This window comes from Klebsiella pneumoniae, assembly GCF_000742135.1.
GTDB classification, from domain to species: Bacteria; Pseudomonadota; Gammaproteobacteria; order Enterobacterales; family Enterobacteriaceae; genus Klebsiella; species Klebsiella pneumoniae.
The window spans coordinates 2,224,686-2,241,997 of sequence record NZ_KN046818.1 but is presented as its reverse complement, the minus strand read 5'-3'; the positions used below and the strand labels follow the sequence as shown (position 1 = coordinate 2,241,997).

Sequence of the window (17,312 nt, the reverse complement as noted above, 5' to 3'; positions counted from 1 at the left end):
AAAAAATAACTCTCTGTACACCTGTTAATACCCGAGGCAAACCTATGTCGACATCGGCGCTGTTACTTATTGCGTTAGCCAGCGTAGTGCTGTTGCTCCTGTTAGTGATCAAAGCGAAAGCACATCCTTTTGTGGCGCTCCTGATCGTCAGCCTGCTGGTGGCATTCGCCACCGGCATTCCGGCAGATAAAATTATAACCACCATTGAAAAAGGCATGGGCGGCCTGCTTGGCCACATCGCCAGCATTATTATTCTGGGCTCAATGCTGGGGGTGCTGATTGAAATGTCCGGCGGCGCCGAATCGCTGGCGAAAACGTTGACCGGCGTACTGGGTGCAAAACGAACCATTGCCGCCTTAACCATTGTGGCTTTTATTCTCGGCACCCCGGTCTTTTTTGAAGTCGGCTTTATCATCATCATTCCGTTAATCTACGGCTTCAGCAAAGTCGCCCACGTGTCGCCGCTGAAGTTTGGCCTGCCGATGGCCGGCGTGATGTTAACCGTCCACGTGGCGCTGCCCACCCATCCTGGCGCAGCGGCTGCGGCAGGCATTCTGCATAGCGATGTCGGTTGGCTGATGCTGGCGGGGATTGGGGTGTCGGTGGTCGTCGGTATCGTGGGCTATTTTGTCGCCCGGTTTATCAATCGGCGCCATTATCATCTGTCGATTAACGTGCTGGAGCAGCAACAAACGGCGGAAGTACCGGATCTCTCGGTTAACGCGCAGCAGACCCGTCTGCCGCCGCCGAATGCGCTGGTTATCGGTGGGCTGATCGTGGTGCCCATCATGCTGATTGTTTCCGGGACGCTGTGTCAGGCGCTTCTGCTGCCGGAAAACGCGGTTCGCCAGCTGATGACCGTCATTGGTACCCCGCCGGTCGCCCTGCTGATCTCCCTGGGCCTGGCCAGCTGGACGCTGGGCATCCGTCGGCGGATGAGCCTGAAAAAGCTGGGCGAAGTCACCGGCAGCGCGATCCCCTCGTCGGCGGACGTGATCCTCGTCGCCGGCGCCGGCGGCGCCTTTGGCGGCGTACTGGTCGCTTCCGGCATCGGTAATGCCTTAGCCGAGGCGCTGGAGACAATACATCTGCCGCTGATGCCCGCCGCTTTTCTGCTATCGCTGGTGCTCAGAGCCTCGCAGGGTTCGGCCACCGTGGCGATCCTCACCACTTCCGGTCTGCTGTCGCAGGCGGTTGTCGGTCTGGAGCCGCTGCAGCTGGTGCTGGTGACGCTGGCGACCTGCTTCGGCTCGCTCGGGCTGTCGCACGTCAACGACGCCGGGTTCTGGGTCGTCACGCGCTATCTCGGACTCTCGGTGCCGGATGGACTCAAAACCTGGACCGTCTTGACAACCATCATGGGGGTGACGGGCTTTCTCATCACCTGGCTGCTGTGGTTTGCGCTTTGATGTTAACCTGGGTGGCTCCGGCCACCTTAACTTCGCCCCGGCAAAGGCCCTGACCCACTACCGCTGTCAGACCGCAGACCCGCTGCCGACAGCGTCACCGGGATAAAATAGCGTACGCGATAGCGCCTATCCCCTGCCTCTTCGCCTTCCGCATGGCGGGTTATAAAACATTCAATGTCATAGCCGTCCCGACGACTTACCCCCAGGGATGGCAGCAGCTCCATATACAGATCGCTGGATAAACGAGCATAACGTGACCAGCTGCCGTAGAATTCAACCCCGACATAAAGCCCTGACCGGGTGGTCAGCGAGCTGTTCATGGCCAGCGCGGGGGGCAGCTTTCCCGCCTCATGACAGCCGACAAAAGCGTTAACCTCGACGTTAAGCTCATTTTTACTCGCCGCGGCGTAGTCGGAAAGTACGGAAAGCGAGCCTCCGCCAGCGGTGAAAAAACGGTCAACCTTTTGTCTGATGCTCGTCTTAGCGGTGCTTTGCAACACCAAATCCGACAGGCGCAGTTCATACTTCATTGGATAGCCGTAATAGACCTGTTCCGGCAGAGAAAAAAAAACGAGCCAGAGGTAGGCTCTCTCCGTCCGGGTGAAACTTTTTCAACAGCTTTGCCGTGTCCCAGTGCGCCGCGCAACGGTATTCACGTGGCGAGAGCGAAAAGCGCTTCTTAAACTCCCGGGAAAAGGTCTGCGGCGAGTCATAGCTTAACTGCCAGGCAATAGCGGCGATCGGTTGCCGTGTTAAGCGCAGACTGACCGCTGCGATGGTCAACCGCCGCAGACGAATATACTGCCCGATGGGTAACTGGCCATACTGGTAAAACACGTCGTACACAAACCGACGCGAATAGCCCATATACTGCGCCAGGTCATCGATCGCCGGGTTACAATAGATATTATCCTCCAGCCACGCCAGCATTTTCAAATAGAGCATCTGCTTCATAAGTACGGCATACATCCTGTATTCTTGTCCTCCGCTAATTTTAACAACAGAGCGCGGCTATCACTAAGCTTTTTATGCATCGCAAAAATAAAAAAACGGGAAACGGCTTTAAATAGTGACAAATATATGCTTAAGGTTTTGTTTATTAGGAACTTTCGCATATCAATATACCGTTATCTCACTTTCCCCACCAGATATTGCATTAATGGAAAACATCCCTTAGATTACCACGGCTAAAAATAGTACCTGCATCATCATTATATTCTTTAATTTATCCAGATATGTTTTTTAATGCCCACAGGGAAGTTATATGACTAATTTTTAGTTCAATATAAAAAATCACTATTTGCGAGTCGCTATTGCTGAACTGGTTGATGAAGCGATGAAGGCCGCCGGGCGGCCACACTATCAGTTTTCTCAACAATGGGATGCAGGATCGATGGCGCAAGCTGATGTGATATTCACGGAAATGGTCGCGGGGGAGTGGTACTTGTGCCAGGATCTTTTTCAGCATGCCCCGGAACAATATACGCTTTTTATTTTCCCGGACAATGAACACGCTACCGTAGATGAGGGTTTACCGAATTGTCTGCAGCATGCGGTATTTATGCCGCCTCACGCTCGCGTTCAGCGGCTGAAAGATGAGATAGCTAACGCCATTGAGCGTCCGCTGCTACCGCGGCAAGACCCGCCGTTCAATCGTCTGCGGCGTTGCATTAATTGCGCCTGCAGGTCGGTCAGCGACGCGCAAACCAAAGTCATTTACGCGTTCAGTATTGGCCTGAGCCCGCATGAAGTCGCCGCTGCGCTAAATATTAGTCCCAAAACGATTCATTCACATAAAAAGAATATTATGAGTAAATTTAATTTGAATAGCCGTCAGCAGTTTAACAACCTTGTGCAACTGCTCGCCAAACGCTGATATAACTCGTCGTTTTATTTTGTCAAACAATCATCTTCTGGAACGGAAAACATACCGTCTCTTGCGCCTTTCCTGAATATAGGAAAAGCCACTCCATAAAGAAATGATGGGACATAAAATCAGACACAAAATAATAAAGAAGTCGCTCATATCAAACCTGACAAAAGAATTTAATTTAGAGTGATAATATTCACTCGATTATATTCAGGCAAGACCAGTGCCTCATTTTTGAGAGTGGGAAATAGAATGGTAGGATAATTCCTGGTAGCGAATATTAACAGGTAAAATAAGACGCAGCGCCAGTGTCTGAGGAGGGAATGAGAGGCCTGTTAGCGTCTTTTTGCATTGAGGATGAGAAAAAGATAGCCAAATGTGTAATTCCCTGTACAGTGGAGGGAATCACAAAGTGAAGCTCGCGTTCCGCGTAGCGGACATCACGGTTGGTTGAATGTTTGTACATATCAGCCTCGCCCTCCTTTAGGGTCAGGCCATACTCATCTTGCATGCTGAGCGCGGATGTTCTTACGCCGCGGGAGCGATCGTAACAACTATGCTAACCACCCTGATTTACCGCAGCCAGGTTCATCCTGACCGCCCGCCCGTCGATCTCGACGCTTTAGTCCATCGCGCCAGCAGTAAAAATTTGCCCCTTGGCATCACCGGCATTCTGCTGTTTAACGGCCTGCAGTTTTTCCAGGTCCTGGAAGGGACTGAGGAGGCACTTGAGTCGCTGTTCAGCGAAATCCAAAGCGACCCGCGTCATCGCGACGTAGTGGAGCTGATGCGCGATTACTCAGCCTACCGACGTTTTCACGGCACCGGAATGCGCATACTGGATCTCCGGCTGTTTGAAACCGATGGCGCGCTGGAGGAAATTCTGCGCTTTAGCACGTTTGGGGTCACCGAACCGGTCAACGACCGGATGTTCCGGCTGCTTAGCGCCTTCATTGCCGACGGCGGCCGCTATTGCCTGCCCGAACCGCTGCAGCCCTCTCGCTGGATGATGATGCCCGCGTCAGGTACGGCCGCGCCGCAGCACCTGCCCGGTCAACCTTGCCAGTTTGCTCTGCAGGCTATTGTCGAGCCGGCTAAAAAGCGAGTTTCTTCCTTTGAGGCTCTGATCCGCAGCCCAACCGGCGGCTCTCCCGTGGAAATGTTTGCCGCCATTGCGGCGGAGGATCGCTACCGTTTTGATCTTGAAAGCAAAGCGTATGCATTCGCTCTCGCCGGCCAGCTGCCGCTCGGGAAACATCAGCTGGCGATTAACCTGTTGCCCGGATCGCTGTATCACCACCCTGACGCCGTAGGCTGGCTGATGGACAGCCTGCTGGCGGCCGGCCTCAGACCTGATCAGGTACTGATCGAGGTGACCGAGACAGAGGTGATCACCTGCTTTGACCAGTTCCGCAAGGTGCTCAAAGCCCTGCGCGTCGCGGGCATGAAGCTGGCCATCGACGACTTTGGCGCAGGTTATTCCGGCCTGTCGTTACTGACCCGTTTTCAGCCTGATAAAATCAAAGTGGATGCGGAACTGGTGCGCGATATCCATATTAGCGGCACCAAACAGGCGATTGTCGCCTCGGTCGTCCGCTGCTGCGAGGATCTTGGCATTACGGTGGTGGCTGAAGGTGTCGAAACCCTGGAGGAGTGGTGCTGGCTGCAGTCGGTGGGCATACGCCTGTTTCAGGGCTTTCTCTTTTCCCGACCCTGCCTTAACGGCATCGGGGAGATTTGCTGGCCGGTAGCGCGCCAGGCAATGGACCTGTAAGGCCGCGCCCCCGGGCATCGTCACTGCCAGTGGGCAAGCTTTTCGCTCAGCGCCGCCAGGGCATATCGTACCGCTTTCGCCACCACGGTCTCACAGTCGCCGGCAAAGCACATCCGTTTGGTTTCAGTCTGGCCGCGAAAATTCCAGGCAAACCATACCGTGCCGGCGGGGGTACCATCTTCCCCGCCCTCCGGTCCGGCGTAGCCGCTGACGGCGATGGCGATATCGGCCCCGGCGAGCGCCAGAATACCAGAGGACATCTCCTGAACGCAGGCTTCGCTGACGGCGCTGTGTACCGCCAGGGTTTCCGCGCGAACCTGCAGCACGTTGCGCTTGGCTTCATCGCTGAAGGTCACTACGCCGGTATCATAAAATGCCGCGGTATCCGCCTGGGCACAGAGCGCTGCCGCCAGATTCCCTCCGGTGCAGGACTCCGCCGTGGTCAGTCGCCAACCGCGCGCGATCAGCGCCCGAGCCACTTCAGCGGTTAGTTCATGCGTATTGTTTGCGTCGCTATCGATCTCGTCAGTCATTCTTCCTCCTCGCCGAAATTGAAAGAAATAGCAGACTCACTGCGTCTGTTAACAGAATAGCATATCGATTTCTTTGTCGTCGGGGGGCCATTTATATTTTCAGGGGGAACGGATAAAGGCCCGCAGGGCGGGCCTTTAAGGTAACATCCTCGGAACAACGGTGAATCAAACTTTATGTTCTATCACGCGCCCCTGATTCTCGATCGCAATTTTACGTGGCTTTTCGCTCTCTGGGATTTCCTGGTGGATGGCTATTTTTAAGATGCCGCTATCCAGCTGCGCCTGATTAATTTGGGCGTGTTCAGGAAGAGAGAAACTGAGCTGGAAATTAGCGCGGCGGATACCTTTATAAATCCAGCGTTCACCGCTGTCTGTCGAGGAATCGGTTTCCTGGCGTTTCCCGGAAATATGCAGATTCCCCCCTACGGTTTCTATTTCCAGCTCATCATCTTTCCAGCCAGGCACGCTGACGCTGAGCAGGAAATTGCTGTCGTCGACTTTCTGTAAATCATAAGCCGGTAAAGTGCCCACCGGCGTATCGCCCGTTAACTGGCTGAAAAGACGGTCAATACGATTAAAGCGATCGGCAAAAAGAGAATCAGCAAATACCGGGAGTGCTGACAAGGTTTTGAGTGCCATAATTAACCTCCTGAATATCCATTCAAAAGCTCAACATAAAGGCAAGCATTGCTTGTCCGCTATATAAAATAATATCTAAGGCGCGTTTTTCAAGACCCGAAATAAAAAATTTTTCTTCGCCAGCCTCAGTTAAAAATAAGCATGCCGGTGGCGAAGTTACCCCCGCCCGACGGCGGGGGCTGTGGCGCTTCTGAGTCCCATAACTGATGCTGTTTAACATTCAATAAACAGAAGCGACATGTATATATAACTTGTTTAAGGGGATGTCAACGTCCGAATCGCTCCCCCTTTGCCGTCGTGTATTCTCCCCATGAACAGTGCGTTTAGCAACACGGCTGCCTGTCAGGGTCCCCTTGCCAACAGCGGCGCTTCGACGTGGCATTCGCCTTGTTGCCGTCAACCGGACGCCGCTGGTGAAAATATACCCGGCCGGGTAAGGAACCTTTCATCCGACACCGTGCCTAATGATCTGCATACGCACTTTCTGAGGCACCGCCATGACCAGCATTTTTATCTCAACCACCCTGTTCGCCCTCTTCGCGTCGATGTTGATCGGCCTGGGAATGGTGTGGAAAAGCATTTCCAACAATCCCGATAACTGATTCTGTTGTACGCCGTTGCTGTTCACCCTCCGCAGCGGCGGGTCTACCCCGCCCCTTTTTATCAATGACCACCCCCAGGTTTCGCTCAGGCGCAATCTCCTCAAGGACCCGCGCCTGCAAAAGATATTTTTGAAAAAGCAATTCATACAGTGAATAAGTCATTCTGATTAATATATTTGAGACCAGAATTAACGCATGCAATATAAGCAATTTAAGCAGTTTGTGCCAAATTAGCGGTCATGTCCGCGCAACGCTAAAAAATAAGCCATTGATTAATATACCATTAATTTTACTCGCCAGCTCAAAGTCCAAAATTAGACTTATTGCATTTGTTGATTATTAGAAATATCCTAAAGGCATACGCATTTAATGTTCTCCACTTTAAATGCATGACAACTTTCACGATCGCCATGACTATGCCTGATATTTTAATTAACACTGAAAATATATTTCTTAATCGCGGAATTTGCGAACTGCTTAGCGAGATCGCGAAGGAAGAACACATCCGTGAACCGTATTCCGTTGTGGACTGTTCCACAGATATATTAGGTCCGATTGATATGCTGTTCACAGAAATGGCCGCTGGTGAACATTATCTATGCCACCCGTTTTTCAAAAAACTTCCTCCGCACACGTCTATTTTTATTTTCGTCGCCACCGACAGCGCTTTGCAGGTTGAACAGTTACCACTTTGTCTACGCGATGCCACTTTTATCAGCATGAACAGCGACTTGCGCCGCGTAAAAAATCAGATTGCAAAACGTCTGACGGAGTCGACAACATCTAGTTGCGGTGGGCTGGAAAAAGACAGCAGACGCTGTGTCAAATGCCCTCGGTTAACCTTGACCAAATCACAACTTTATATTATCGATGCGATCAGAACGGGAATGAACAATCAGCAGATAGCGCAAAAACTGGGCATCAGTCATAAGACGATCTTCTCTCACAAAATCAATATTATGAAAAAATTCCAAATAGCTACCAAACAAGAGTTAACGAGATTCTCATCTGTTGCTCTTGCGCTTTCCGCAGGAAGGATCGGTTAGCGTCGGAATTTATTAAAGCGCATCTTCATTTTTCTTCTTTCTCTAACATAGGACAAGCCAAAAAACAAAGATGTAAACAATAACACCACCGCCAGGACTAATAATAGTAAGTTACTCATAACAACCTTTTAAAAGATAAAGATGACTTTTTAAATAATAAGGGATGGATGTTTTCAAATACAACCCAGCGACAACCATTTCAGACAAAGGTAAAACTCCGTGCGATAATTCTGAAAGATAATAAAAAGAGTAAAAACGATTTCCTTTATCAGACAGGCGTTAGGGTAATAACGATGAAGCATAAACGGACGATGCCAGGCCTAACGCCCAGCCTGTACTGTCGCGACGTCAGGCAAGATGACGGCCTGAAATAATGGTCTACTAACGTGGAAGGAGCGTGGTATTTGGGCAGGTGAAAACACCGTTTTGCAGCTGATCTATACTGTTAGTCAGACATCACGCTGGAGGTGGCTATGTGCGGACGTTTTGCGCAAGCGCAAAGCCGGGAGGAATACCTGGCGCATCTCGTTGAAGCGGCCGAACGAGATATTGCCTGGGACCCGGCGCCTATCGGGCGCTATAACGTCGCGCCCGGGACAAAAGTTTTACTCCTCAATGAACGCGATGAGCAACTCCATCTCGATGCCGTTTACTGGGGCTATGCGCCAGGATGGTGGGATAAACCGCCGCTGATTAATGCCCGGGTTGAGACTGCAGCCTCCAGCAGGATGTTCAAGCCGCTGTGGGAGCACGGACGGGCGATCTGCTTCGCCGACGGCTGGTTTGAGTGGAAAAAGGAAGGAAATACAAAGCAGCCATACTTTATCCAGCGTAAGGATGGCCAGCCAATTTTTATGGCCGCGATTGGTCGGACTCCGTTCGAACGTGGGGACCATGCCGAAGGATTCTTGATCGTGACGGCCGCCGCCGATTGCGGTCTTGTCGATATTCATGACCGTCGGCCGTTGGTCCTGGCGCCTGAAGCCGCCCGGGAATGGATGAGGCAGGATGTCACCGGCGCGGAAGCGGCGGAGATAGCCAGCGACGGAGCCGTTTCCGCCGACGATTTTACCTGGCACCCGGTAACGCGGGCGGTCGGCAATGTGAAAAATCAGGGGCCCGAATTACTTGCCCCTCTCAGCCCATGACAAACGTAATCAAAGCGGCGGATAACGCATCATATTCAGTGAACAGATAATTAAAGTTTATACCGCCCTGGAGTAGTGCCGAACATCCGACGGAACAAGGCTATGAAGGCACTCACATTGTCATATCCCAGATCCAGCGCTATCGCCGTCACTGGCTTGCCGGCAGCCAGTAGCTCAAGAGCCCTGAGTAAGCGTATCCGCTGTCGCCATTCATTGAAGCTAAAACCCGTTTCGGCTCGGAATCGTCGCGTGAGCGTGCGTGATGACATGCCGGCCCAGGCTGCCCATTCTTCCAACCTGCGCCCGTCGTCCGGGTTTGCTGACAGCGCCTGCGCGATTCTGAGCAATCGGCTATCTTGCGGCATTGGAAGCCCAAGATTAACCCTGGGAAGGGAACCAATTTCATCAAGAATAACGCCAGCTAAACGTTTTTGGGACGCAGTAAGCTCTACACCTTGCCATGCAGCCGCTCGCGTTATCGCTTCACGCAGCAGATTTGTCATTGAGAGAACAGATGGCTTATCAGGTAGCTCGCCACAGGCTTTGGCAGAAACATAAACACTCCATCCTGAATATGGACCGTGCGAGCGCAGGCCGTGCGGAACACCTGGCGGTATCCAGACGGCATGTGTTGCCGGTACCACCCAGCGACAATCACCGCCATCGACCGTAAGTAGCCCACGTATGGCACCGATTAACTGCCCACAGCTGTGATGGTGGCGTGGAGTCTCCCGTATTACCTCAGACTGACGTACCGCGACGAGTAAAGTGGGTCCCTGGGGTGAAAATACCGGTTCGAATGGAATCAATGGATCATGCATATTGGCGTGTTTGAGGCGTTTAATGTCTTTTATACCGTACTGAAGCCAGTTAGTCGATTGTAAAGTATTCATCACTTTCACAGAGGACTAACCATCAAAATGATTACTATTACTAGGGTATTGGATGACATTATCAACCACCAACAGATACCACTGGATCGGATACTCAGTCGTTATTTTAGTCCCGGTTATCGGCAGCGTACTGATAACAAGTGGGAAGGATTAGATGGCTTTGCTCAGCATGCGCGTAGACTCCGGGAAATTATCGCCTTCGCTAAAATTGAGTTACATGACGAACTTCGTAACGGGAATCTTTATGCCACAAGGCATCGCGTTCTGTGCACCAGGCGCAGCGGAGAAGAGGTGGACATGGAAGTTTATATGTTCGCTGAAATAGATGATTCCGGGCGCTTCATTCGTATCGAAGAAGCCACGCTAATGCTTAAAGGGAGAGAGAGCGATAAAGATTTAGGCAGCGTGAGGTAAAAGAAATATAAGGTTACGACTAGATCAGACAAAAAACCGGGCAGCGCGCCCGGTTATCTTGTCAGACTAAAATTGCCCTACGCACTCAACCCGCGATTTTTCAGCATCGGCTCAATCTGCGGATCGTGTCCGCGCCACTGGCGATACAGTTCAGCTAAATCAGTGCTGTTCCCGCGTGATAAAATCGCCTCACGGAAACGCTGACCGTTCTCACGGGTCAAACCGCCGTGCTCCACGAACCACTGATAGCCGTCGTCGGCCAGCATCTGGGTCCACAGATAGGCGTAATAGCCTGCCGCATAGCCGCCGCCAAAGATATGGGAGAAATAGCTGCTGCGATAGCGCGGGGGGACCGCCGCCAGATCCAGGTTCTCTTCCCGAAGCACCAGCTGCTCAAACGCGTCCACCTCCTCCGGTAATGCCGAGGTCGACAGGCTATGCCACCGCATATCGAGTAACGCAGCAGCCAACAGCTCGCTCATGTCATACCCTTTATTGAAGGTTGCCGCACGCAACATATTGTCGCGTAGCGCCTGCGGCATCGGCTCCCCGGACTGGTAGTGCTTCGCGTAGTGGGCAAACACCTGCGGCTGGCTGGCCCAGTGTTCGAAGATCTGCGAAGGAAATTCGACAAAATCGCGCGGCGTATTGGTCCCCGAGAGACTGGCGTAGCGCTGGCTGGCGAACAGCCCATGCAGGGTATGGCCGAACTCATGAAACAGGGTGATCACCTCATCCCACGACAGCAGCGCGCTTTGCCCTGCCTGCGGGCGGACGTAGTTGCAGACATTGTAGATAACCGGGCGCTGCGCGCGCAGAGTCGACTGTTCGACAAACACATCCATCCATGCGCCGCCGCTCTTTGAGTCACGAGCGTAGTAGTCACCGTAAAACAGCGCCATCCCTTCGCCGTTGTGATCGAAGATCTCCCAGACCCGCACATCCGGGTGATAGACCGGTATATCAAAGCGCTCAACAAAGCGCAGCCCAAAGAGCTGCGTTGCCGTCCAGAAGACGCCGTCGTGCAGCACCCGCTCGAGGGCAAAATAGGGTTTGAGCTGCGCGTCATCAATGGCATAGGCAGCCCGCCGCACCTGCTCGCTGTAGTAAAGCCAGTCCCATGCCGTCGCGCGAAAACCCCCGCCTTCGTTGTCGATCACCTGCTGGATGTCCGCCAGCTCTCGTTCCGCCCTCGCCCGCGCCGCCGGCGCTATCCGGCGCATAAAGCCCAATGCCTCCGCCGGGGAAGCCGCCATTTGATCGGTCAGCGCCCAGCTGGCGTAATCAGCGGCTCCCAACAGCTCAGCCTGCTGCGCGCGGATCGCCGCCAGCCGCAGTACCAGGTCACGCGTATCATGCTCATCGCCCTGCTGATTGCGGGTCCAGCCGGCGGCGAAGAGATTCTCCCGCGTTTGCCGGTCGCGCAGCGCAAGCAGCTGCGGCTGCTGGGTGGTATTGGTCAGCGTCAGCAACCAGCGGTCGCTAAGCCCTCTTTCACGCGCTGCGTCAGCCGCCGCCGCTATCTCCTCATCGCTCAGGCCAGCCAGTTGATGCCGGTAATCAACCACCAGGCCGCCGCTTTTTGCCGCTCCCAGCAGTCGCTGCTGGAACTGACTTTGCAGCGTAGCCGCTTCGGTGTTCAGTGTGCGCAGCGCCGCCTGCTGCTCGGGAGCCAGCGTCGCCCCGGCGTGAACAAAACGTTGCCACGTCAGGGTCAGGAGACGATAGGACTCGCTGTCCAGCGCCAGCGCGTCGCGCTGCTCGTAGACGCTGTTCACGCGCTGAAACAAGGCCGCATTAAGCCAGATGTCATTCCCCAGCTCGGCGAGTTCGGCGGAAAATTGTTCATCCAGTGATTGAATATAAGGATTGGTATGGGCGCCAGCCATGGCGAAAAAGACCCGCGTCACCCGCGCCAGCAGCTGACCACTCTGCTCCAGCGCCTCGAGCGTGTTGGCGAAACTGGCCGGCTGCGGATTGTCGATAATAGCGCGAATTTCGGCCCGCTGCTGCCGGACGCCCTCATCAAACGCCGGGCGATAGTGGCTGTCGTCAATCACATCGAACGGCGGCGCCTGGTAAGGCAACGTACTGACGCTAAAAAAGGGGTTTCGTTCGGACATCTTTCTCTCCTGTACAGGCTAATGCTGTAAGATTAGGCCTCTCCTTAAGGGGTCGCAATGATTTCCGTTACCGGTCGCCGCCTGTGCGTGCTATGGTATGAAAACACAAAAAGCGTTGAGGAACAGTAAGATGATTATCATGGTCACCGGCGCCACCGCCGGTTTTGGTGAAAGTATTACTCGCCGTTTTATCGCTAACGGTCATAAAGTGATTGCCACCGGTCGTCGTGAAGAGCGCCTGAAGACGCTGAAAGACGAGCTGGGCGATAACCTTTATATCGCGCAACTTGACGTCCGCAACCGCGCCGCCATTGAGACGCTGATTGCTGACCTGCCCGCCGAGTGGCAGGCTATCGATGTGCTGGTGAACAACGCCGGCCTGGCGCTTGGTCTGGAGCCGGCGCACCGCGCCAGTGTGGAAGACTGGGAAGATATGATCGACACCAATAATAAAGGGCTGGTGTACATGACCCGCGCCGTGCTGCCGGGGATGGTTGAGCGCAATCGCGGCCATATCATCAATATCGGCTCTACGGCAGGCAGCTGGCCTTACGCCGGCGGAAACGTCTATGGGGCGACCAAAGCCTTTGTCCGTCAGTTTAGCCTCAATCTTCGTACCGACCTGCACGGCACCGCGGTGCGCGTGACCGACATCGAGCCGGGTCTGGTGGGCGGCACCGAGTTTTCTAACGTCCGCTTTAAGGGCGATGACGCTAAAGCCGAAAAAGCTTACGAAAATACCCAAGCGCTAACGCCGGAAGATGTGACCGAGGCGGTCTGGTGGGTCGCCACCCTGCCGAAACATGTCAACATCAACACCCTGGAGATGATGCCGGTGAGTCAGAGCTTTGCCGGACTCAGCGTTCACCGTCAGGGCTAACCGTCAGCCACCCGGCCTGCGGGCCGGGTATGGGCGGAAACGCAAAAAACGCGTAAAATAGTGCGCATAACCCCCTAAAAAGTAACCATCAATGGCCGCAGAATCGCAACTGAATCCGACGCAACCCGTCAATCAGCAAATTTATCGCATCCTCCGCCGGGATATCGTTCACTGCCTGATCCCGCCGGGTACACCGCTGTCGGAGAAAGAAGTCTCCGTGCGTTTTGCGGTGTCTCGTCAGCCGGTGCGCGAAGCCTTCATTAAGCTGGCGGAAAACGGACTTATCCAGATTCGTCCCCAGCGCGGTAGCTACGTCAATAAAATCTCATTGTCGCAGGTGCGTAATGGTTGCTTCGTCCGCCAGGCGATTGAGTGCGCGGTGGTTCGCCGTGCCGCCGGCATGATTAACGAAGAGCAACTTTATCAGCTGGAACAGAATCTTCACCAGCAGCGTATTGCCGTTGATCGGCAGCAGTTAAACGACTTTTTCCTGCTCGATGATGAATTTCACCAGAAGCTGTCGATTATCGCCGACTGTCAGCTGGCCTGGGAGACAGTGGAAAATATTAAAGCCGCCATCGATCGCGTCCGCTATATGAGTCTGGACCATGTCACCTCTCCTGAGATGCTTCTGCGCCAGCATCATGAGATTTTCACCGCGCTGGAAAAACGCGATGCCGAGGCGGTAGAAAAAGCCATGAGTATCCATTTGCATGAAATCAGCGAATCCGTACTGCTGATTCGCCAGGAGAACCGCGACTGGTTTAGTGAAGAATAAGAGTCAGACGGCTGCCGGCATGGCCGACGCAGCCGTCCTCATTGAAGGGATTATCTAACGACCAATACCGGCGTTTTGGCGTAGCGCAGAATTGACTCGGCGTTGGAGCCCAGTAGATGGGTGGAGATCCCCGGTTTGCGGGAACCAATCACAATGACATCGAACTCTTCGTTGTTACTGATAGCCAGAATTTCGTCACGCACGTTGCCAAAGACTACGCGGGTATGGATCCGCGTCATGGGGATGGCGAACAGTCGCGCCACCTCGCGCATTTTTTTCTCCGACTCTTCTTTCATATAGGCTTCAAACTTACGAATATCCGCCGTAAAACCGCGCAATAGCGAACGGCTGCTGTTCGGCAGAACGTTGAGCAAGGTGATCTCGCCATTTTCGGCCGAAGCGAGAAATTCCGCGTGACGCACCGCTTTATCGCTTAAATCCATTTCAAAGACATCAACAGGCAATAAAATTTTTTTATACATGGCCCGTACTCCTTTTGCAGAGAAAGTTCTTTTTCAATAACTTAACTATGCCATTATTGCGGTGAAATACCAGCCATTGTTCGGAAAAATAAGGTAATGCTACCAACTTACTGATTTAGTGTATGATGGTGATTTTAAGGTGCTTGCGTGGCTTCCATTTCCATCAGATGTCCCACTTGTTCAGCTACCGAAGGCGTCGTGCGTAACGGTAAAAGCACTGCCGGACATCAGCGCTATCTCTGCTCTCACTGCCGTAAAACATGGCAAATCAGCTTCACTTACACCGTCTCTCAACCCGGTACACATCAGAAAATCATTGATATGGCTATGAATGGGGTTGGGTGCCGTGCCAGTGCCCGCATTATGGGCGTTGGCCTCAACACGATTTTACGGCACTTAAAAAACTCAGGCCGGAGCCGGTAACATCGCGCATACAACCGGGCAGTGACGTCATTGTCTGCGCGGAAATGGACGAACAGTGGGGCTACGTCGGGGCTAAATCACGTCAGCGCTGGTTATTTTACGCCTATGACAGGATGCGCAGGACGGTGGTGGCACACGTCTTTGGTGAGCGTACTCTGGCCACACTGGAGCGTCTTCTGGAGCTGCTGTCGGTATTTGATGTGGTGGTATGGATGACGGATGGCTGGCCGCTTTATGAATCACGCCTGAAGGGAAAGCTGCACGTTATCAGCAAGCGTTACACTCAGCGCATTGAGCGACATAACCTGAATCTGAGACAACATCTGGCAAGGCTGGGACGGAAGTCACTGTCGTTCTCAAAATCGGTGGAGCTGCATGACAAGGTCATCGGGCATTATCTGAACATAAAACACTATCAGTAAGTTGGAGTCATTACCAAAAATAACAGCTAATTATCTTTAGTAAATCAGGGAAATATAGAGTTATGTATAGACATTGCGTTCGATCATATTCTGCGTCTGCTAAAACCGATCGCTAGCAAAAAATAGACATCAGCGGAGTATCGTAGAAATAACTGAAGAGCCGGTGTCGACCCCGGGACCGACACCGGAAAAAGATTATTGCGCGGCGGCCCACGCGGCGACGGTAGCTTTAGCCCCCTGCCGCTGCAGCGCTAAGTAGGCGCGGGTCACCGCCGTGACAAAGCGTGACTCCTGCGGCAGTTCGACGCCGAAAATAGCCTCAATACCCAGCAGCGCTTTGACTCGCGCTTCGCCATCGGCGCTGGCAGCCACCGCTTGCTGGATAACCGGCAACAACGGGTCGCATATCTCGATTGCCTGGCCCGCATCGTCAACGCCGCCAACGTAACGCATCCACCCTGCCACGCCCAGCGCCAGCAGTGTAAAATCACGCTGATGCACCAGATGCCAGCGTATGGAGTCCAGCATGCGCTGGGGCAACTTCTGGCTGCCGTCCATGGCTATCTGCCAGGTGCGGTGCTTCAGCGCCGGATTGCAGTAACGGTCAATCAGCAAACTGGCATAGCGTGACAGATCCACCCCCTGCACCTTCAGCGTTGGTGCCTGTTCGTCCAGCATCAACGACAGCGCCGCGCGACGGTAGTTATCGTCCTGCATACAGTCGTTGATATGCTGATAACCGGCCAGATAGCCGAGATAAGCGAGGAACGAATGGCTACCATTGAGCATTCTCAGCTTCATCTCTTCGAAAGGCACCACGTCGGCGACCAGTTCCGCTCCCGCTTTCTCCCACTGCGGACGTCCGGCAACAAAGTTATCCTCAATCACCCACTGACGGAAAGGTTCGCAGGCCACCCCGGCCGGGTCGCGCACCCCGGTCAGCTGGGTAATTTTATCGAGGGTTTCGGCAGTCACCGCCGGGACAATCCGGTCCACCATCGTCGACGGAAAGGTGACATTCTGCTCTATCCATGCGGCAAGATCCTCGTCTAAAGCCCGGGCGTAGGCGCAGACGACGTTGCGCATCACGTGACCATTTTCCTGCATGTTATCGCAGGACATCACGGTAAAAGCAGGCAGGCCGGCCGCCCGGCGGCGAGATAAGGCCTCCACCACTACCCCCGCCGCCGATTTTGGCTGGTGCGGGTTATGCAGATCGGCGGCGATCAGCGGGTGATCGAGCTGCAGTTCGCCGCTGGCTGGCGAATGGCAATAGCCTTTCTCAGTAATCGTCAGGGAGACAATGGCCACCTGTGGCTGGCACATCGCCGCCAGCACCGCTTCGAGACCATCAACCCCGGCGTGCAGCGCCTGCTTCACCACACCAACCACGCGCGCGGTCCAGGCGTCGGCGGACATTTCGGCGACGGTATACAGCAGATCCTGCTGCTGGAGATCGGCGATCTGCTGCTCGCCGCCAATCAGATTAACTTCGGTGTAGCCCCAGTCGCTGCCGTGCTCGCTGGCCAGTATATCGGCATACACAGCCTGATGAGCGCGATGAAACGCGCCAAAACCAAGATGAACGATACGGGGGATCAGTGCGCTGCGATCGTAGGTCGGCAGCGTGGCGTTAGCGGTTAAGAGGGTGTTTTCCATGATGACTCTCGTTGTTATGTAGCCCATCAACCATTCTCGGGGAGAACTCTCGAGGAGAATGCCTTTGTGCCTCAACCATCTCACGCAATTGGTATAACATCTTTGATTTCTATCAACTACCATACAAGAAGATCTCGCCTGATAAAGCACGGGGCACGTGGCTGCAATCGCCGCAGTGACAGGATAGCGCAGGAGAAGAACATGGCGGCCGCGCGTC

22 protein-coding genes and 1 pseudogene are annotated in these 17,312 nt (G+C 53.7%); 11 read left to right on the top strand and 12 right to left on the bottom strand.

From position 1 onward, the window contains the following. Positions 1-44: 44 nt before the first annotated feature. Positions 45-1,409, top strand: a complete 1,365-nt coding sequence (locus DR88_RS14845; RefSeq protein WP_002903916.1) for a GntP family transporter — start codon at positions 45-47, stop codon at positions 1,407-1,409. Positions 1,410-1,435: 26 nt separating this feature from the next. On the opposite strand, the pseudogene DR88_RS0125750 reads toward DR88_RS14845, so the two are convergent. After that, positions 1,436-2,363, bottom strand: a pseudogene (locus DR88_RS0125750) (helix-turn-helix domain-containing protein). 331 nt (positions 2,364-2,694) lie between these two features. Between DR88_RS0125750 and kbvR the strand changes: the two are divergent. Then, positions 2,695-3,285: a LuxR family transcriptional regulator KbvR gene (gene kbvR, locus DR88_RS0125745; RefSeq protein WP_227499851.1), complete on the top strand. Its 591-nt coding sequence runs from the start codon at positions 2,695-2,697 to the stop codon at positions 3,283-3,285. A gap of 30 nt (positions 3,286-3,315) precedes the next feature. Here the strand turns inward: kbvR and DR88_RS30645 are convergent, their stop codons facing one another. Next, entirely contained in the window at positions 3,316-3,435 is a 120-nt protein-coding gene (locus tag DR88_RS30645; RefSeq protein ID WP_004195995.1) for a small membrane protein, read from the bottom strand. A 400-nt stretch (positions 3,436-3,835) separates the two neighbouring features. Here DR88_RS30645 and DR88_RS14850 point away from each other — a divergent pair, with 400 nt between their 5' ends. Next, positions 3,836-5,053 carry a diguanylate phosphodiesterase gene (locus DR88_RS14850; RefSeq protein WP_004143607.1) on the top strand — a complete coding sequence of 406 codons (1,218 nt, stop codon included), beginning with the start codon at positions 3,836-3,838 and terminating at the stop codon, positions 5,051-5,053. A 20-nt stretch (positions 5,054-5,073) separates the two neighbouring features. Here DR88_RS14850 and DR88_RS14855 read toward each other — a convergent pair whose 3' ends face one another. The 4 genes from DR88_RS14855 to DR88_RS30640 all read right to left on the bottom strand — a co-directional run bounded on the left by DR88_RS14855 (position 5,074) and on the right by DR88_RS30640 (position 6,772). Continuing rightward, entirely contained in the window at positions 5,074-5,586 is a 513-nt protein-coding gene (locus DR88_RS14855) for a 2-oxo-tetronate isomerase (protein ID WP_002903810.1), read from the bottom strand. A gap of 165 nt (positions 5,587-5,751) precedes the next feature. Further along, the gene (locus DR88_RS14860; RefSeq protein WP_004183942.1) at positions 5,752-6,225 is read right to left on the bottom strand and encodes an Hsp20 family protein; all 474 of its coding nucleotides are present in this window, start codon (positions 6,223-6,225) and stop codon (positions 5,752-5,754) included. Between the two features lie 22 nt (positions 6,226-6,247). After that, positions 6,248-6,445, bottom strand: a complete 198-nt coding sequence (locus DR88_RS28075; RefSeq protein ID WP_071531369.1) for a hypothetical protein — start codon at positions 6,443-6,445, stop codon at positions 6,248-6,250. Between the two features lie 225 nt (positions 6,446-6,670). Further along, positions 6,671-6,772, bottom strand: coding sequence for a hypothetical protein (locus DR88_RS30640; protein ID WP_223174880.1), 102 nt, complete (start codon positions 6,770-6,772; stop codon positions 6,671-6,673). Between DR88_RS30640 and DR88_RS31675 the strand changes: the two genes are divergently transcribed. The 3 genes from DR88_RS31675 (at position 6,732) to DR88_RS14865 (ending at position 7,873) form a co-directional block, all read left to right on the top strand. Next, positions 6,732-6,827, top strand: coding sequence for a YnaM/YnfT family protein (locus DR88_RS31675; protein ID WP_271229884.1), 96 nt, complete (start codon positions 6,732-6,734; stop codon positions 6,825-6,827). The genes DR88_RS30640 and DR88_RS31675 overlap by 41 nt on opposite strands. A 220-nt stretch (positions 6,828-7,047) precedes the next feature. Beyond that, complete coding sequence (locus DR88_RS30635) at positions 7,048-7,170, top strand: hypothetical protein (RefSeq protein WP_004148318.1); 123 nt, start codon at positions 7,048-7,050, stop codon at positions 7,168-7,170. 67 nt (positions 7,171-7,237) lie between these two features. Next, positions 7,238-7,873 (top strand): helix-turn-helix transcriptional regulator, encoded by a 636-nt coding sequence (locus tag DR88_RS14865; protein ID WP_023328604.1) that lies wholly within the window; start codon positions 7,238-7,240, stop codon positions 7,871-7,873. Here the strand turns inward: DR88_RS14865 and DR88_RS30630 are convergent. Continuing rightward, positions 7,870-7,992: a small membrane protein gene (locus tag DR88_RS30630; protein WP_004143611.1), complete on the bottom strand. Its 123-nt coding sequence runs from the start codon at positions 7,990-7,992 to the stop codon at positions 7,870-7,872. The two genes, DR88_RS14865 and DR88_RS30630, sit on opposite strands and share 4 nt — an antisense overlap. Before the next feature lie 54 nt (positions 7,993-8,046). Then, complete coding sequence (locus tag DR88_RS30625; RefSeq protein ID WP_004219446.1) at positions 8,047-8,175, bottom strand: hypothetical protein; 129 nt, start codon at positions 8,173-8,175, stop codon at positions 8,047-8,049. A gap of 171 nt (positions 8,176-8,346) precedes the next feature. Here DR88_RS30625 and DR88_RS14870 point away from each other — a divergent pair, with 171 nt between their 5' ends. Next, complete coding sequence (locus tag DR88_RS14870; protein WP_032443875.1) at positions 8,347-9,021, top strand: SOS response-associated peptidase; 675 nt, start codon at positions 8,347-8,349, stop codon at positions 9,019-9,021. 50 nt (positions 9,022-9,071) lie between these two features. On the opposite strand, the gene DR88_RS28065 is transcribed toward DR88_RS14870, so the two are convergent. Further along, on the bottom strand, positions 9,072-9,842 hold the full coding sequence (locus DR88_RS28065) for an AraC family transcriptional regulator (protein ID WP_223175053.1): 771 nt from the start codon (positions 9,840-9,842) through the stop codon (positions 9,072-9,074). 99 nt (positions 9,843-9,941) lie between these two features. Between DR88_RS28065 and DR88_RS14875 the strand changes: the two genes are divergently transcribed. Further along, on the top strand, positions 9,942-10,328 hold the full coding sequence (locus DR88_RS14875) for a nuclear transport factor 2 family protein (RefSeq protein ID WP_004179737.1): 387 nt from the start codon (positions 9,942-9,944) through the stop codon (positions 10,326-10,328). Between the two features lie 77 nt (positions 10,329-10,405). Here the strand turns inward: DR88_RS14875 and dcp are convergent, their stop codons facing one another. Then, positions 10,406-12,451 carry a peptidyl-dipeptidase Dcp gene (gene dcp / locus DR88_RS14880; RefSeq protein WP_004148314.1) on the bottom strand — a complete coding sequence of 682 codons (2,046 nt, stop codon included), beginning with the start codon at positions 12,449-12,451 and terminating at the stop codon, positions 10,406-10,408. 130 nt (positions 12,452-12,581) lie between these two features. Here dcp and ydfG point away from each other — a divergent pair, with 130 nt between their 5' ends. Continuing rightward, positions 12,582-13,331, top strand: a complete 750-nt coding sequence (gene ydfG, locus DR88_RS14885) for a bifunctional NADP-dependent 3-hydroxy acid dehydrogenase/3-hydroxypropionate dehydrogenase YdfG (protein WP_002903733.1) — start codon at positions 12,582-12,584, stop codon at positions 13,329-13,331. A 91-nt stretch (positions 13,332-13,422) separates the two neighbouring features. Continuing rightward, positions 13,423-14,109, top strand: a complete 687-nt coding sequence (locus tag DR88_RS14890; protein ID WP_002903730.1) for a GntR family transcriptional regulator — start codon at positions 13,423-13,425, stop codon at positions 14,107-14,109. Between the two features lie 50 nt (positions 14,110-14,159). On the opposite strand, the gene DR88_RS14895 is transcribed toward DR88_RS14890, so the two are convergent. Next, on the bottom strand, positions 14,160-14,591 hold the full coding sequence (locus DR88_RS14895; RefSeq protein WP_002903728.1) for a universal stress protein: 432 nt from the start codon (positions 14,589-14,591) through the stop codon (positions 14,160-14,162). Positions 14,592-14,738: 147 nt separating this feature from the next. Here DR88_RS14895 and DR88_RS0125715 point away from each other — a divergent pair. Beyond that, a protein-coding gene (locus DR88_RS0125715) for an IS1 family transposase (protein ID WP_172458414.1) occupies positions 14,739-15,436 on the top strand; the annotation gives its coding sequence in 2 pieces (ribosomal slippage) (positions 14,739-14,988 and positions 14,988-15,436; 699 coding nt in all). A gap of 195 nt (positions 15,437-15,631) precedes the next feature. Here DR88_RS0125715 and DR88_RS14900 read toward each other — a convergent pair. Beyond that, positions 15,632-17,095 carry a mannitol dehydrogenase family protein gene (locus DR88_RS14900; RefSeq protein ID WP_032443874.1) on the bottom strand — a complete coding sequence of 488 codons (1,464 nt, stop codon included), beginning with the start codon at positions 17,093-17,095 and terminating at the stop codon, positions 15,632-15,634. Positions 17,096-17,312 lie beyond the last annotated feature (217 nt).

What these genes read in the sequence shown, in the direction of transcription:
- DR88_RS28075 (WP_071531369.1), bottom strand. Translation starts at nt 6,445, where the DNA reads ATGTTAAACAGCATCAGTTATGGGACTCAGAAGCGCCACAGCCCCCGC.
- DR88_RS14855 (WP_002903810.1), bottom strand. Translation starts at nt 5,586, where the DNA reads ATGACTGACGAGATCGATAGCGACGCAAACAATACGCATGAACTAACC.
- dcp (WP_004148314.1), bottom strand. Translation starts at nt 12,451, where the DNA reads ATGTCCGAACGAAACCCCTTTTTTAGCGTCAGTACGTTGCCTTACCAG.
- DR88_RS30625 (WP_004219446.1), bottom strand. Translation starts at nt 8,175, where the DNA reads ATGCTTCATCGTTATTACCCTAACGCCTGTCTGATAAAGGAAATCGTT.
- DR88_RS28065 (WP_223175053.1), bottom strand. Translation starts at nt 9,842, where the DNA reads ATGCATGATCCATTGATTCCATTCGAACCGGTATTTTCACCCCAGGGA.
- DR88_RS14875 (WP_004179737.1), top strand. Translation starts at nt 9,942, where the DNA reads ATGATTACTATTACTAGGGTATTGGATGACATTATCAACCACCAACAG.
- DR88_RS14845 (WP_002903916.1), top strand. Translation starts at nt 45, where the DNA reads ATGTCGACATCGGCGCTGTTACTTATTGCGTTAGCCAGCGTAGTGCTG.
- DR88_RS14865 (WP_023328604.1), top strand. Translation starts at nt 7,238, where the DNA reads ATGACTATGCCTGATATTTTAATTAACACTGAAAATATATTTCTTAAT.
- DR88_RS14900 (WP_032443874.1), bottom strand. Translation starts at nt 17,095, where the DNA reads ATGGAAAACACCCTCTTAACCGCTAACGCCACGCTGCCGACCTACGAT.
- DR88_RS14850 (WP_004143607.1), top strand. Translation starts at nt 3,836, where the DNA reads ATGCTAACCACCCTGATTTACCGCAGCCAGGTTCATCCTGACCGCCCG.
- DR88_RS14870 (WP_032443875.1), top strand. Translation starts at nt 8,347, where the DNA reads ATGTGCGGACGTTTTGCGCAAGCGCAAAGCCGGGAGGAATACCTGGCG.
- DR88_RS30645 (WP_004195995.1), bottom strand. Translation starts at nt 3,435, where the DNA reads ATGAGCGACTTCTTTATTATTTTGTGTCTGATTTTATGTCCCATCATT.
- DR88_RS14860 (WP_004183942.1), bottom strand. Translation starts at nt 6,225, where the DNA reads ATGGCACTCAAAACCTTGTCAGCACTCCCGGTATTTGCTGATTCTCTT.
- DR88_RS14890 (WP_002903730.1), top strand. Translation starts at nt 13,423, where the DNA reads ATGGCCGCAGAATCGCAACTGAATCCGACGCAACCCGTCAATCAGCAA.
- ydfG (WP_002903733.1), top strand. Translation starts at nt 12,582, where the DNA reads ATGATTATCATGGTCACCGGCGCCACCGCCGGTTTTGGTGAAAGTATT.
- DR88_RS30630 (WP_004143611.1), bottom strand. Translation starts at nt 7,992, where the DNA reads ATGAGTAACTTACTATTATTAGTCCTGGCGGTGGTGTTATTGTTTACA.
- DR88_RS14895 (WP_002903728.1), bottom strand. Translation starts at nt 14,591, where the DNA reads ATGTATAAAAAAATTTTATTGCCTGTTGATGTCTTTGAAATGGATTTA.